11 protein-coding genes are annotated in these 14,501 nt (G+C 73.3%); 5 read left to right on the forward strand and 6 right to left on the reverse strand.

Annotated elements, in window-relative coordinates; genetic code table 11:
• The first annotated feature begins 262 nt into the window (after positions 1–262).
• The 3 genes from AC07B0_RS19290 to AC07B0_RS19300 are packed head-to-tail and all read left to right on the forward strand — an operon-like array spanning position 263 to position 4,583.
• Positions 263–1,558 (forward strand): transglycosylase family protein, encoded by a 1,296-nt coding sequence (locus AC07B0_RS19290; protein ID WP_469381565.1) that lies wholly within the window; start codon positions 263–265, stop codon positions 1,556–1,558.
• 50 nt (positions 1,559–1,608) lie between these two features.
• Positions 1,609–3,057, forward strand: coding sequence for a peptidoglycan DD-metalloendopeptidase family protein (locus AC07B0_RS19295; protein ID WP_478898633.1), 1,449 nt, complete (start codon positions 1,609–1,611; stop codon positions 3,055–3,057).
• Between the two features lie 59 nt (positions 3,058–3,116).
• The gene (locus tag AC07B0_RS19300) at positions 3,117–4,583 is read left to right on the forward strand and encodes a CHAP domain-containing protein (RefSeq protein WP_478898634.1); all 1,467 of its coding nucleotides are present in this window, start codon (positions 3,117–3,119) and stop codon (positions 4,581–4,583) included.
• Positions 4,584–4,657: 74 nt separating this feature from the next.
• On the opposite strand, the gene AC07B0_RS19305 is transcribed toward AC07B0_RS19300, so the two are convergent.
• Genes AC07B0_RS19305 through AC07B0_RS19315 form a run of 3 tightly spaced genes read right to left on the reverse strand, consistent with a single transcriptional unit; the run spans position 4,658 to position 8,834 of the window.
• Complete coding sequence (locus tag AC07B0_RS19305; protein WP_469381561.1) at positions 4,658–5,899, reverse strand: MATE family efflux transporter; 1,242 nt, start codon at positions 5,897–5,899, stop codon at positions 4,658–4,660.
• Positions 5,896–7,632, reverse strand: coding sequence for a lipopolysaccharide biosynthesis protein (locus tag AC07B0_RS19310; protein ID WP_356883354.1), 1,737 nt, complete (start codon positions 7,630–7,632; stop codon positions 5,896–5,898). Before AC07B0_RS19310 ends, AC07B0_RS19305 begins: the two co-directional genes overlap by 4 nt.
• A complete protein-coding gene (locus AC07B0_RS19315; RefSeq protein ID WP_356883388.1) occupies positions 7,629–8,834 on the reverse strand; it encodes a glycosyltransferase in 1,206 nt (401 codons plus the stop codon). Before AC07B0_RS19315 ends, AC07B0_RS19310 begins: the two co-directional genes overlap by 4 nt.
• Positions 8,835–9,006: 172 nt before the next feature.
• Here AC07B0_RS19315 and AC07B0_RS19320 point away from each other — a divergent pair, with 172 nt between their 5' ends.
• Entirely contained in the window at positions 9,007–9,495 is a 489-nt protein-coding gene (locus AC07B0_RS19320; protein ID WP_356883356.1) for an FAD synthase family protein, read from the forward strand.
• Here the strand turns inward: AC07B0_RS19320 and AC07B0_RS19325 are convergent.
• Positions 9,476–10,198 carry a CDP-alcohol phosphatidyltransferase family protein gene (locus AC07B0_RS19325; RefSeq protein WP_356883358.1) on the reverse strand — a complete coding sequence of 241 codons (723 nt, stop codon included), beginning with the start codon at positions 10,196–10,198 and terminating at the stop codon, positions 9,476–9,478. The two genes, AC07B0_RS19320 and AC07B0_RS19325, sit on opposite strands and share 20 nt — an antisense overlap.
• Before the next feature lie 65 nt (positions 10,199–10,263).
• Positions 10,264–11,463, reverse strand: a complete 1,200-nt coding sequence (locus AC07B0_RS19330; RefSeq protein WP_469381560.1) for an MFS transporter — start codon at positions 11,461–11,463, stop codon at positions 10,264–10,266.
• Between the two features lie 96 nt (positions 11,464–11,559).
• Here AC07B0_RS19330 and AC07B0_RS19335 point away from each other — a divergent pair, with 96 nt between their 5' ends.
• A complete protein-coding gene (locus AC07B0_RS19335; protein ID WP_478898635.1) occupies positions 11,560–12,141 on the forward strand; it encodes a MarR family winged helix-turn-helix transcriptional regulator in 582 nt (193 codons plus the stop codon).
• Between the two features lie 54 nt (positions 12,142–12,195).
• Here the strand turns inward: AC07B0_RS19335 and glgX are convergent, their stop codons facing one another.
• The gene (gene glgX, locus AC07B0_RS19340) at positions 12,196–14,466 is read right to left on the reverse strand and encodes a glycogen debranching protein GlgX (RefSeq protein WP_356883364.1); all 2,271 of its coding nucleotides are present in this window, start codon (positions 14,464–14,466) and stop codon (positions 12,196–12,198) included.
• Positions 14,467–14,501: the final 35 nt, after the last annotated feature.

Here is a 14,501-nt window from a genome sequence, read left to right on the forward strand (position 1 = left end):
TGCGCGGGCCTTCGGCATGCCCGGACGCCGGGCCGCGAGGGGGGCTCGCCAACGGCCCCCCGGGCCGCCCCGGACGCTTCCGGCCAGGGCCGCTTCGGGCCACCCGGAACCTCTGGAACGGGCGCTGACCAGCAGACATGCTCTTCTCAACGGCCCGCAGGGGCCGGGGAAACCGGGCGGTGCGGCTGGACGCGCACCCCCGATGCACCGCACCACTGCGAGCCCGCAGTACATCCACGCTCTTCATCCTGGGGGATTTGTCATGTCCGCACGCCGCCGTACCACCGCGATCGCCTCGGTCACCGCCACCGTCGCCATCGCCACGTCCGTCGCCCTGTCCCTCGGCACGACCTCGGCCTCGGCGGCCAGCGTGGCGACCTGGGACAAGGTCGCCCAGTGCGAGAGCTCCGGCAACTGGAGCATCAACACCGGCAACGGGTACTACGGCGGCCTCCAGTTCTCGGCGTCGACCTGGCGGGCCTTCGGCGGCACGGCGTACGCGGCCTACGCCCACCAGGCCACGAAGAAGCAGCAGATCCTGATAGCCGAGAAGGTCCTGGCCGGCCAGGGCCCGGGCGCCTGGCCGCACTGCGGCCGCAGCGCCGGACTCGGCAACGACCACGCGAACCCCTACCCGGACGCCCCCACCCCGCCGGCGCCCGCGCAGTCCTGGAAGACGCAGGTGCTGGTCGACTCCGGCAACGGCCTCCACCACGCGACGCGCTTCGCCGACGGCACCTGGACCCGCTTCGGCAACGTCGAGGGTGAGGCGGCCGCGGTACCCGGCGGCGTCCGGGCGGTCGCGGAGGCCGGCATCAACGGCGACACGCACGTCCTGGCCGTCAGCAACGAGGGCAAGCTCCACCACACCGTCCGCAACGCGAACGGCACGTGGGGCACCTTCGGTGACGTGCACGCCGCGGCCGGTGCGCTCGCCAACGTGACGCAGGTGGCGGCGGCTTCGGTGGGTGCGGAGCTTCAGGTGGCCGTGGTGGCGGACGGGAAGGTGTACCACACGGTGCGCCGGGCGGACGGGAACTGGACGCCGCTGGCTCCGGTGGGTAACCCGGCGGGTGGCAAGCCGGTGACGAAGGTGGCGATGGCCCGTACCGGGTCCGATGTCCAGCTCGTGGCGGTGGCGGACGGGGCGCTGCACCACACGGCGCGGCTCGCGAACGGTACCTGGCTGGGCTGGGGTGACGTGTCGGCGGAGGGTGCGCCGGCCGGTATCTCGGACGTCGCGATCGCCGGTACGGGCAACGACCTCCAGCTGGTGCTGACGGCCGAGAACGGTGCGAAGCAGTACCACGGCGCCCGCTTCTTCAGCGGTGAGTGGGTGTTCAACTCCCTGTCCTCGGTGGTGTCCGGGGTGACTGTGACGGACGTGTCCGCGGCCGCTGTCAACGACGAGCTCCAGGTGGCGTTCGTGGCGGCCGACGGCCGGGTCCTGCACACGGTGCGCCAGGTCAGCGGCAACTGGACCGCCGTCGGCACCGTCGACCTGACCGGCGTTCCCGCCACCCACGACGGCGTCGCCGTCACCGGCACCTTCAACTGACCCGCGCCGGCCCGCGCCGCGCCCCCCATCCGAACTTCCGAGGAATCCCCATGTCTCTCACCTTCTCCCGCCGCGTCCTGACCTCCGCCACCGGCATGGCCCTGGCCGCCTCCGGTCTGGTCGCCTTCGCCGCCACGCCCTCCCACGCGGCGGGCCCCGCCTACCAGATGCCCTTCAGCTGCCAGCAGTCCTGGACGGGCAGGACGTACAGCGGCCACAGCCCGTCCACCCTCTCCATCGACTGGACGCGGGGCTCCTCCACGGAGAACCAGCCGGTCCTCGCCAGCGCCGACGGCACCGTCAGCGTCGTGAAGTCCCTCACCACCAGCTACGGCAAGTACGTGGTCATCGACCACGGCGGCGGCTCCAGGACGCTGTACGCCCACCTGAACGACCACGACGTCACCGTCGGCCAGCGCGTCACCCGCGGCCAGAAGATCGGCATCGTCGGCAACACCGGCAACTCCACCGGGGCCCACCTGCACTACGAGCAGCAGTACCAGGGCACGGTCAAGCAGTCCGTCTTCAACGGCGTCCCGTTCAGCATGGGTTCGACGCTCGCCAGCAAGAACTGCGGAGAGGTGGAGACGCCGCCCGCGCCGTCCCGCCAGTGGCGGGCCCAGTTCGCGGTGGAGTCGGGCGGCTCGCTCTTCCACGGCGTCCGCAACCCGAACGGCACCTGGTCGGGCTTCGGGAACGTCGAGAACGAGGGCGGCGAGATCCCCTCCGGCGTGCGGACCACCGCCGAGGCCGGCATCGACGGCGACACCCACCTCCTCGCCGTCAGCAACGAGGGCAAGCTCCACCACACCATCCGCTTCGCCGACGGTTCATGGGGAGGCTTCGGCGACGTGCACGCCGCGGCCGGTGCTCTCGCCAACGTGACGCAGGTGGCGGCGGCTTCGGTGGGTGCGGAGCTTCAGGTGGCCGTGGTGGCGGACGGGAAGGTGTACCACACGGTGCGCCGGGCGGACGGGAACTGGACGCCGCTGGCTCCGGTGGGTAACCCGGCGGGTGGCAAGCCGGTGACGAAGGTGGCGCTGGCCCGTACCGGGTCCGATGTCCAGCTCGTGGCGGTGGCGGACGGGGCGCTGCACCACACGGCGCGGCTCGCGAACGGTACGTGGCTGGGCTGGGGTGACGTGTCGGCGGAGGGTGCTCCGGCCGGTATCTCGGACGTCGCGATCGCCGGTACGGGCAATGACCTCCAGCTGGTGCTGACGGCCGAGAACGGTGCGAAGCAGTACCACGGTGCCCGCTTCTTCAGCGGTGAGTGGGTGTTCAACTCCCTGTCCTCGGTGGTGTCCGGCGTGACGGTCACCGATGTCGCCGCGGCCGCTGTCAACGACGAGCTCCAGGTGGCGTTCGTGGCCGCCGACGGCCGGGTCCTGCACACGGTCCGCCAGGTCAGCGGCAACTGGACCGGCGTCGGCACCGTCGACCTGACCGGCGTCACGGGAACCCGCACCGGCGTCTCGATCACCGGCACCTACAACTGACCCGGCACGGGCCGTTCCCCTCCCCACCCAGACTTCTTCCGCAAAGGACCTCCTCCATCATGTTCAAGGCCAAGCAGTCCGCCCGTAGCCGCTCCCTCCTCCTCGCCGCCGTCGTGCTCGCCCCGATGCTGGGCATGGCCTCGGCCCAGTCGGCGACGGCCCACGCCCCCAGCGTCGCGGACATCGCACGCAACCAGGTCGGCAACAACTGCACGCCGTACTACGGATGCGTGTACCCGTCCGCCTGGTGCGCGGAGTTCTCCCGCTGGGTCTGGAAGCAGGCCGGCGCGAACACCAGCGGCCTCAACGCGGCCGCCGCGTCCTTCCACAGCTACGGCCAGAAGAACGGCACGCTGCACACCAGCGGACCCCAGGTGGGCGACGCGGTCCTGTGGGACGACGACGGTTCGGTCTCCGGCGAGGCGAACCACGTCAGCCTGGTCGTCGGAGTCTCCTCCGACGGCTCGCAGATCCAGACCGTCGGTGGCAACGAGAGCGGCAAGGTCTCGTACAAGAACTGGTTCAACTGGCGGACCTACAACAACCCGGGCGCCGGCAAGGCCCTCGCCTTCGTCTCCCCGGTGGGCGTTCCCGGAACCCCGCCGCCGGTGGTGACGCCGCCCGCGCCGTCCGGCCAGTGGCGGGCGCAGGTCGCGGTGGAGTCGGGCGGCTCGCTGTTCCACGGCCTCCGCAACCCGAACGGCACCTGGTCCGGCTTCGGCAACGTCGACAACGAGGCCGGCGAGATCCCCTCCGGCGTGCGGACCACGGCCGAGGCCGGCATCGACGGCGACACGCACGTCCTGGCCGTCAGCAACGAGGGCAAGCTCTACCACACGGTCCGCTTCGCGAACGGTCAGTGGGCCGGCTTCGGCGACGTCAACGCGGTCGCCGGTGCCCTGGCGAACGTGACGCAGGTGGCGGCGGCTTCGGTGGGTGCGGAGCTTCAGGTGGCCGTGGTGGCGGACGGGAAGGTGTACCACACGGTGCGCCGGGCGGACGGGAACTGGACGCCGCTGGCTCCGGTGGGTAACCCGGCGGGTGGCAAGCCGGTGACGAAGGTGGCGCTGGCCCGTACCGGGTCCGATGTGCAGCTCGTGGCGGTGGCGGACGGGGCGTTGCACCACACGGCGCGGCTCGCGAACGGTACGTGGCTGGGCTGGGGTGATGTGTCGGCGGAGGGTGCTCCGGCCGGTGTCTCGGACGTCGCGATCGCCGGTACGGGCAATGACCTCCAGCTGGTGCTGACGGCCGAGAACGGTGCGAAGCAGTACCACGGAGCCCGCTTCTTCAGCGGTGAGTGGGTGTTCAACTCCCTGTCCTCGGTGGTCTCCGGGGTGACCGTGACGGACGTGTCCGCGGCCGCCGTGAACGACGAGCTCCAGGTCGCCCTCGTGGCCGCCGACGGCCGGGTCCTGCACACGGTCCGCCAGGTCAGCGGCAACTGGACCGGCGTCGGCACCGTCGACCTGACCGGCGTCACGGGAACCCGCACCGGCGTCTCGATCACCGGCACCTACAACTGAGCCGAAGCCGCACAAGGCCGCGGGCCCGGGACGCTCACCGTCCCGGGCCCGCGGCCGTACTTCCGGTCACGGCACTAGGCGGTGGCCCGCCCCGCGGTGTCCGTGGCGGCGGGCTCCGGGGCACCGGACGGCACCTCCAGCCGGGCGACGCGCAGCCAGCCGGCGCCCGCCTTCGCGGCGGAGCCCAGCGCCAGCCCCCAGGCGGCCCCCGCGACGCCCCACACGGCGTACCCGCCGAGCAGCAGGGCCACCGACAGCAGGGAGAAGACCACCTGGAGGGACAGGGTGGCCTTCGGATTGAGCACCCGCAGGGTCAGCAGCGCGCAGGTACCGAGCCCCATGACCGCGTACTGCGCGCCCGTCGCCGGGAGGAGCGCGGAGGCGGCGGCCCAGGTGTCGCCGAGCAGGTGCCGGCCCAGCCGGTCGGGCAGCGCGTACAGGACCGCCGCCCATCCGGCGCCGAGCACCGCGAGGGCGGCGCCCATCAGGGCCGTCAGCCGGACGACGCCCCGCTTGCCGCGGGCGCGGCCGACGACGGGCGGGCCGAAGGCGTTCGCGGAGTTGAACAGCACGTTCAGCGGGCCGAAGAGGGTGGTGGCGCCGCGCAGCGCGCCGACGGCCAGCGGGGTCGCGAAGACACCGAGTCCGAGGACCGCGAGCTGGCTGGAGCCGTTGCCCACGGCGAACTCCACCACGAACCGCCGCCCCAGGTGCCCGCGGCGCAGGTACGGCCGCAGTTCGCCGCGCACCCCGCGGACGAAGGGCCGCAGCAGCCACAGTCCGAGGGCGAGCGCGGGCAGCGCGGACAGCCCCCACACCAGCACGAGCCGCCCCGCCGAGGCGCCCGACGGCTGTACGGCCAGCGCGGCGACCACGCAGGCCAGCCGCAGCGAGTCGGCGGCCAGCGCCCGCTCGGGCACGCGCAGGGCGGAGAAGCAGTAGCGCAGCCCGTCCTGGACGAGGACCAGGGGCAGTACGCCGCCCAGCGCGAGGAAGGCCGTACCGGAGGCACCGGGCAGGGCCAGGCCCACGGCGACGAGGACCAGCCCGACGGCCGCCGAGGCGACGGCCGTGAACTGGACGGACGAACGGCAGACGGCGCCGAGGCGTTCGCCCTTCTCCAGGACGACGGTCTGGCCCACGTAGGCCATGTTCAGCCCGAGGAGCACGCTGAAGGCCACGTACACCATCGAGAAGTCCGCGAAGCCGGAGGCCGAGGACAACCGGGCGGCCAGCACCAGCACCAGGATGTTCGTGGCGCTGGAGGCGGCCTGGTCGAGGACCGAGGAGACGGCGGCGAGGCCCCGCCGGCTCACCGCCGGCCCATGCGGACCGTGCGCAGGGCGACGGTGTCGGTGCCGTCACCCGGGATGTGCTGCTCGGGCTCGGCCGGCTCGCGGGTGAGCGGCTGCGGCTCGGGAGCCGCCGGAGCGGGGGCCGCGGCCGGGGCGGCCCCGCCCTTGCCCTTGCCGCGCCCGCGCTTCTCGGTCGGCAGCGGGGTGTGCAGTACGGCGCCCAGGACGGTTCCGCCGGCGCCGCTGATGAGCTCGCGGATCCGGGACAGGTCGGTGCGGTGCACGGCGCGCGGGTCGCAGACCACCAGCACCCCGTCGACGCGGTCGACCAGGGCCAGGGCGTCGGCGTACGAGAGCACGGGCGGGGCGAGCACCACGACGGTGGAGTTGGGGGAGTCGGCCTCGGAGATCAGCCGGGTGGCGCGCGGGGAGGTCAGCGCGCGGGCGACGTTGCGGACCCGCTCGCCCGGGATCAGGTCGAAGGCGCCCGATTCCCCGGCGTCCACGACGAGCTGGCGCCCGTCGGGCCAGTCGGAATCCCCCTGCCCGCCGGCGGCGGGACCGCCCGGCATCTGGCTCCAGCGGGGCCGCCCGCCGGCGTCGGTGGGCAGCTGGCTGGCCAGGACCGGGGTGCGCAGGTCGGCCTCGATGAGCAGGACGTCCTTGCCGGTCTCGGCGAAGGAGGCGGCCAGGTTCACGGCCACCGCGGCGGCGGTCTCGCTGCTGCCGCGCGGGGCGACCACGAGGAGGCGGCGCCGGTCGGCGAAACGGGAGTCGTAGGCGAGCCGGAAGGCCACCGAGCGGTACTCCTCGGCGAGCCTGGGGTCGGCCTCCCCGGCCGCGAGGAGCGGGCCGCCGCCGGTCTTGTCCCGGGGCAGGGAGCCCAGTACGGGCGCCCGCAGGGCCCGGGAGACGTCGCCCTCGGAGCGCGGCGCCGGGTCGAAGACGAGCCGGACCCAGGCGGCGAGCAGGCCGAGCGCCAGACCCACGGCCGCGCCCAGCGCGAGCGACATGGGAAGACCGGGACCGTCGGGGGAGGTCGGGGCGGTCGCGGCGCTGGTGACCCGGCCCGGGGTCATGTCCAGGGCCTCCAGCTTGGTGATCTTGCCGTTGTAGCCGCCGACCTCGCTCTGAAGGTCGGTCTTCGAGGAACCGGCCGCGTCGCGCGCCGCGCCCGCGGGCATCCGGGCGATCTCCTTGGACAGTTCGTCGAGCTGCTTGGCGACCGGGTCGCGCTGTTCCTTGTAGCCCTTGACCATCTTGTCGCGGGTGGCGTCGAGGGACTCCTGCCGCTTGAGCAGGTAGGCCTCGGTCATCGCGTTGGCCCGCCTGGCGGCCTCCTTCGGGGAGGACGCCGTGTACGTGAAGCGGAGCACCATGGTCTGCGGCGGGTTGGTGACCTGGAGTCCGCTGCGCAGGGCGGCGAAGTTCTGGTCGGCCACGCCGAGCTTCTTCTTGGCGGCTTCGGCGATCGAGCTGGAGAGCGCCACCTGCCGTTCCGAGCCGATGTTGATCGCCTTGTCGGGCGCGAGGCTCGGGTTGAAGGGGTCGTCGGTGGGGGCGCGCAGCACCACGTCGGCGGTCGCCACGTAGGTGTCGGCGGTGGATATGCCGAGGTAGACGCCGCCCAGCAGGCCGATGCCCACGCCCGCGCCGATGAGCCGGCGGTAGCGCAGGAGCTGCTTGAACTGGTCCCTGAGGAGATCGGGTTCGTCCTCGGCCGGGGCCGCTGCTGGGCGGTTCGTCTCGATCACGGCTGGGTGCCCCCAAGTGCTTCGTCTATCAGTGCGTCGATGCGGGCCAGGCCCGCTTCCCGGCTCAGGTGGGCCGCCACGTGGACGGGCCCGGCAGCGCCCAGCGCGTCCGCACCCTCGGGGTCCTCCGCCAGGGCCCGTACGGCCTTGAGCAGGGCGTCGGGGTCCTCCGGCGGTACGAGCACCCCAGCGCCCGAACGTGCCACCTCCTGGGCGGTTCCGCCCTCCGCCGCGACGGAGGCGACGACGGGCCGGCCGGCCTGGAAGTAGGAGGTGAGTTTGGACGGAACGCTCATGTCCAGCACGGCCGCGTGCTGAGTGACGGCGAGCACGTCCGCCGCCGCGAGGATATCGGGGAACTCGCCGTCAGCGGCAGGGGGGATGATGTCCAGATTCGGAACGTCCGCGGCGAGGTCGGCGAGGGCCCCCCGCTGGCTGCCGTCGCCCATCAGGACGAAGCGGACCTTCGGGTCCAGCCGGGCGGCGCCGACGAGGACTTCGAGGCCCTGCTTGAGGCCCATGTTCCCGGAGTGCAGCACCACCGTCTGGCCGGGTGCCCAGCCCAGGTGGGCGCGGGTCTCCCCGCGCGGCTTCGTGGGCTGCGGCACGTGGGACCAGTTGGGCACCAGGCGGATCTTCTCCGGGTCCACGCCCATGCCGACGACCCGGTCCACGAACGTCTCGTGGATCACGCCGACCAGGGTGGCCCGCTTCAGGGCGTACGCCTCGGCGCGACCCGCGACCGCCGCGGCCTTGTCGCCGCCGCTGATCCCGCTCTGCGCGGCAGCGGCCCCCATCAGGTCCTGGACGACCGGGACGAACGGGACCTTCCACCGCGCCGCCAGCCGTGCGGCGAGCACCCCGCCGGCGAGGCTCGGCATCTGCGCGAGGACGGCGTCCGGCTTCGGCATCCGGGGCGGGGCCACGGCCCCGTGCAGCAGAATCGATCCTTCGAACAGGGCCCGCTTTACGGCGGTCTGCCGCTGCGGCACGGTGTGCGCACGCCGGTGCACGGTGACTCCCGCGCGCCCCTCCGTGCGCCGGAGCGCCCCCTTGTACTCCGGCTCGACCGACCACGCCGGATAGTGCGGCATGCCCGCCAGTACGTGGGTCTCGTGGCCGATACTCGCCCAGTGCTCCGCGATCTGAGTGGCGTACGGGCCTATGCCCGCGTGCTCGGGGGCGTAGTTGGTGGAAACCAGCAGCAGGCGCCGGTGACCGGATCTGGACACTGAACGTCCCCTTCTCCCCTGGATGATGCGCACGTCACCCTATTCGTTCACCGACAGGGTGAGGAACGTGCACGCTATTGTCTGCTAATCCGCCACACCGGGGGGTGTGGCCGCTGGGGGGTAACTGATGATGGAGCACGATATGTCCGAGCCTGGGCCGACTGCGCGCAGACCGTACCGGGTCGGCTACGCGCCCGGCGCCTACGACCTGTTCCATATCGGACATCTGAACATCCTTCGGCACGCCCGGAGTCAGTGCGACTACCTGGTGGCCGGAGTGGTCTCCGACGAGATGGCCGAACTCGCCAAGGGCCGCCGCCCGATGATTCCGCTGGTCGAACGGCTGGAGATCGTCCGCAGCGTCAAGTACGTCGACGCCGCCTTCGTCGAGACGGTCCCGGACAAGGTGGAGACCTGGAAGCAGGTCCGCTTCGACGTGATCTTCAAGGGGGACGACTGGCGGGGCACGCCCAAGGGCGACCGGCTGGAGAAGGACTTCGCCGCCCACGGGGTCGACGTCGTCTACTTCCCCTACACCGTCCACACGTCCAGCACCCAGCTGCGCCGGGCCCTGGACGCCCTGGCCGAACCCCTCGCCGGGCCCGAGGCGCTCACCGCCGAACGGCGCTGAGCTCCCGGAACCACTTCGTCAGGAACGCCAGCAGGAACAGCACGGCGACGACGCCGAGTCCCGCGTACGCCCAGCGGAACAGCGCACCGCCGCCGAGCAGCAGGAACACCAGGCAGAACACCCCGTAGTCCACGGGCAGCAACGCCACCGCGCGCAGGGTCGACGGCGCGGCGGCGGGGCTGCCGGGGGCCGGCTTCGGCTTGAGCTTCTCGGTCAGCAGGCCGCCGAAGAAGGTGACGACCGAGGCGAACTGGAAGCCCAGCGGCACCAGCAGCCAGCCGTCCGATCCCGTGCCGTAGTCGTCGGGGAAGCGGTAGAAGGCGATCAGCACACAGGTGTGCAGCGCGGTCAGCTTGGCGCAGTCCACGACGTGGTCGAGCCACTCGCCGGCCGCACTGCCGCCCCCGCGCAGCCGGGCCAGCTGTCCGTCGGCGGAGTCGAAGGCGAACCCGACCGCGAGGGCGGCCCACACGGCGGCCCCCAGCCCCCACGAGGGCGCGGCCACCGCGACCGCCGCCACGGCGGCGAAGCTGAAGGCGGCGCTGACCAGCGTCACCTGGTTCGGGGTGAGGCCCAGCGCGTACGATCCGGCGGCCAGGTAGCGCCCGGCGGGCCGGTTGACGAACCGCGAGTAGAGCGACACCCCCTTCGCCGACTTCTGCGCCCCGCGCAGCTCCCGCAGCGCGGTCCCGACTCTGGCCATGCGTACCCCTGAACCCTTCGTTGGCACACGTGCGCTGGTGCACGCGTGTTCGTATGAAGGCCACATCATCGCAGGGCGGGCGAAGGCTTCCGCTCCGGATGCGCGCGTACGTCCTGAAGCAGTAGTACGGACAGGTTCGCGGCGGCCACGAGCACCGCCCCGGCCAGCAGCGGCAAGGCCGTGCCGGTGACCGCGGCGAGCGGGGCGGCCACCGCGAGCCCGAGCGGGCGGGCCGCGAAGGAGATCAGGGAGTCGAAGGAGCCGACCCGCCCCAGGGCCTCGGCCGGCACCCGCCGCTGGATCTCGGTCTCCCACAGCGGGCTCAGCAGTCCGACCGCGCCCATGCCCACGAAGTACGCGGCCGCGCACACTGCCACCGGCAGCCGGAAGGCGAAGGCGGCCAGGGCCGGGGCGAAGGCCGCGGAGGCCGCCGCGACCCACACCAGTGGCCGGCGCACGGGGAGCCGCCCGGCCGCCCACGCCCCGGCGAGCAGTCCGGCGGTACCGGCCTGGGCGACGGCCACCCAGGCGCCCTCGCCGCCCAGGGACTCGACGGCGATCAGCGGCCCGAGGGTCAGGAGCAGGCCCGCGGTCAGGTGCCAGACGCCGTGCGCCATGACGTTGGCCAGAAACCACGGGTGCCCGCGGGTCTCCTTCCAGCCGGCGCGCAGCTCGGCCGTGAAGCCGCCCCGGACCCCGCAGCGCTCCCGGGCCGGGGTCCGCAGGCCGCCCAGGGTGAGGGCGGACGCCGCGAACAGCGCGCCGGTCATCACGGAGGACCAGCCCGCCCCGGCGGCCAGCATCAGCGCCCCCGCCGCGGCCGGCCCGGCGATGGCCGCCAGGCCCTGGGCCACCATCAGCCGGGAGTTGGCGCGCAGCCGCCCCGGTCCCGCGACCACGGCCGCCACCAGGGTCCGCGCGGCGGGGGTGCCGAAGGCCACGCCGGCCCCGGTCACCGCCGACAGCGCGGCCAGCTCGGGGACCCGTACCGGGCCGGACAGCAGCAGGACGCCGATCGCCAGCTGGGCGGCGGCCCGCACCAGATCGGCGGCGAGCACCACCCGCCGGGCGGGGAACCGGTCGGCGGCCACCCCCGCGACGGGCAGCAGGAGCAGCATCGGCAGCATCTCGGCGGCGAGCACCAGCCCGAGGTCGCCCGCCGAGCCGGTGCGCATCACCGCGAGGGTGAGGGTGGTCGGGATCAGGGCCGTGGCGAACGCGGCACAGGTGCGGCCCGCGAGCAGCCGCCAGAGGGTCGGGGTCATGCGGGAAGATTATTTCGCCAGCGAAGAGTTCGCCAGCGAAATGTTTTCGGGCGGGGGTGGGCACGGGGCCGCCACCGGCCGGGCCATAATGCGGACATGGGCACTGAGACGGGGTCGACCCCGGCACCGCACGGGACGACGCACCCCGCCCCGCGTCCCCCCGCCGGCCACCCGGACACGGCGGTCCGCGCCGACGACTCCGTCGACCGGCACATCGCGCGCTGGACCGGCAAGGTCCCCTTCGACGTGCCCACCGAGGCCGTCATCACCCGCATCCAGCTCCTGGCCAAACACGTCGCGCACGGCAAGGAGCGGGCCCTCGCCGAGACCGGGCTCCAGGCCTTCGAGTTCGAGACGATGCACCGCCTCGCCTCCCGCGGCGCGCCCTGGCGGGCCCCCTCCTCCGAACTCGCCTCCGAACTGCTGCTCTCCCCGGCCGGCATGACCGGACGCCTCGACACCCTGGAGCGGTCCGGCCTGGTACGCCGCATCCGCGCGGCCGGCGACCGCCGCCGCGTCGACGTCGAGCTCACCGGGGAGGGACACCGGCGCTGGACCGACGCCATGCGCTGGCGCGGCATCGCCGAGGCGCGGATGATCGAGCCCCTCGACGACGCCGACCGCGCCGCCCTCGCCGCCCTCCTCAAGCGGATGCTGCTCCAGGTCGAAACCCGCTGACGGGGGACCGGGACCCGGACCGGCCCCCGGGGCCGGCCCCCGGCCCCGGCCCGGTCACGTCAGCACGCGCAGCAGCACCACCGACCGGGCCGGCACCGTGAAGGCCTCCCCGCCGCGGTGCCGGGTCGCGGGCGCCGCGGCCTGCGACTCCCGCGAGGTGTCCAGCACCAGCTCGTACACCCCCGCCCACGGCGCCCCCGGCAGCACCCACTCCACCGGCCGGTCCCCGGCGTGCAGCAGCGCCAGGAAGCTGTCGTCCGTCACCTGCCGGCCCCGCTCGTCCCGGCCCGGGATGTCCCGCCCCGACAGGTACAGCCCCACCGCGGCGGCCGGCGCGTACCAGTCCCGCTCCGTCATCTCCGCCCCCGCCGGGGTGAACCAGGCCAGGTCCCGCAGACCGTCCGCGCCCTGCGCCCGGCCGGAGAAGAAGGCCCGGCGCCGCAGCACCGGATGCGCCTGCCGCAGCGAGATCAGCCGGCGGGTCAGCGCGAACAGCTCGCTCCAGGCGGGATCCTCCAGCAGCGACCAGTCCACCCAGCCCGTCTCGTTGTCCTGGCAGTACGCGTTGTTGTTGCCTCCCTGGGTCCGGCCGAACTCGTCGCCCGCCACCAGCATCGGCACCCCGGTCGACAGCAGCAGCGTGGTGAGGAGGTTGCGCAGCTGGCGCCGGCGCAGCGCCCCGATCCGCACGTCGTCGCTCTCGCCCTCCACCCCGCAGTTCCAGGACCGGTTGTCATTGGTCCCGTCCCGGCCGTCCTCCCCGTTCGCCTCGTTGTGCTTGCGCTCGTAGGTCACCAGGTCCCGCAGCGTGAAGCCGTCGTGGGCCGTCACGAAGTTCACCGAGGCGTACGGCCGCCGCCCGCCCCATGCGTACAGGTCGCTCGACCCCGACAGCCGGTACCCGAGGTCCCGCACGTCGGGCAGCGCACCGCGCCAGAAGTCCCGTACGGCATCCCGGTAGCGGTCGTTCCACTCCGTCCACAGCGGCGGGAACGCCCCCACCTGGTAGCCGCCCGAGCCCACGTCCCACGGCTCCGCGATCAGCTTGACCCGGCGCAGCACCGGGTCCTGGGCGATCACCGCGAGGAACGGCGACAGCATGTCCACGTCGTGCATGGACCGGGCCAGCGCCGCCGCCAGATCGAAGCGGAAGCCGTCCACCCCCATCTCCGTGACCCAGTAGCGCAGCGAGTCCGTGATCAGCCGCAGTACGTGCGGGCGCCCGGCGTGCAGGGTGTTCCCGCAGCCCGTGTAGTCCGCGTAGCGGCGCTGGTCGGACTGGAGCCGGTAGTAGCCCCGGTTGTCGATCCCGCGCAGGGACAGCGTCGGGCCCAGCTCACCGGCCTCCGCCGTGTGGTTGTAGACCACGTCGAGGATGACCTCGATCCCGGCCGCGTGCAGGGCCCGCACCATCCGCTTGAACTCGCCGACCTGCTGCCCGGCGGTCCCGCTGGAGGAGTAGCCGGCGTGCGGGGCGAAGTAGCCGACCGAGTTGTAGCCCCAGTAGTTCCGCAGGCCCCGGCGCAGCAGGTGGTCCTCGTGGGCGAACTGGTGCACGGGCAGCAGTTCCACCGCCGTCACGCCCAGCTTCGAGAGGTGTTCGACCGCCGCTGGATGGGCGAGCCCCGCGTAGGTGCCGCGCAGTTCCTCGGGAACACCCGGATGGCGCATCGTGAAGCCGCGCACGTGCAGCTCGTAGATCACCGAATCGGCCCAGGGGGTCTTCGGCCGGACGTCGTCCGCCCAGTCGTCGTCATCGTGGACGACCACCCCCTTCGGGACGAACGGCGCCGAGTCCCGGTCGTCGCGCACCGTGTCGGCGATGTACTGCTGCGGCCAGTCCCGGACGTGCCCGTACACCTCCGGCGGCAGGGTGAAGTCCCCGTCGACGGCCCGGGCGTACGGGTCCAGGAGCAGCTTCGCCGGATTGTGCCGGACCCCCGTCCAGGGATCCCAGCGCCCGTGCACCCGGAACCCGTAGCGCTGCCCGGGGCGCACGCCGGGCAGGAACCCGTGCCAGATCTCGTGCGTGAGTTCGGTCAGGGCGCAGCGGGTCTCGGTCCCGGCCCCGTCGAACAGGCAGACCTCCACCGCCTCCGCGCCCTGCGCCCACAGCGCGAAGTTCGTGCCCGCGACCCCGTCGGGGCCCGCGTGGTAGCGGGCCCCCAGGGGGTGCGAGGACCCGGGCCACACGGGCGGCCCCGGGCGCGCGGACACCCGTAACACCTGCGTGTGGACCCGCTCCCGCACGGCGTTCACGGAATTCACCGCGTTCGCGGTGCCCTCGGCGGCATCCACCGCCTCTTGCTCGGCTGCGCTCGACACTGCCCGCCTCCACGGCTCCTGGGTACCGGCGGGGG

This window comes from Streptomyces sp. NPDC044704 (genome assembly GCF_056433525.1).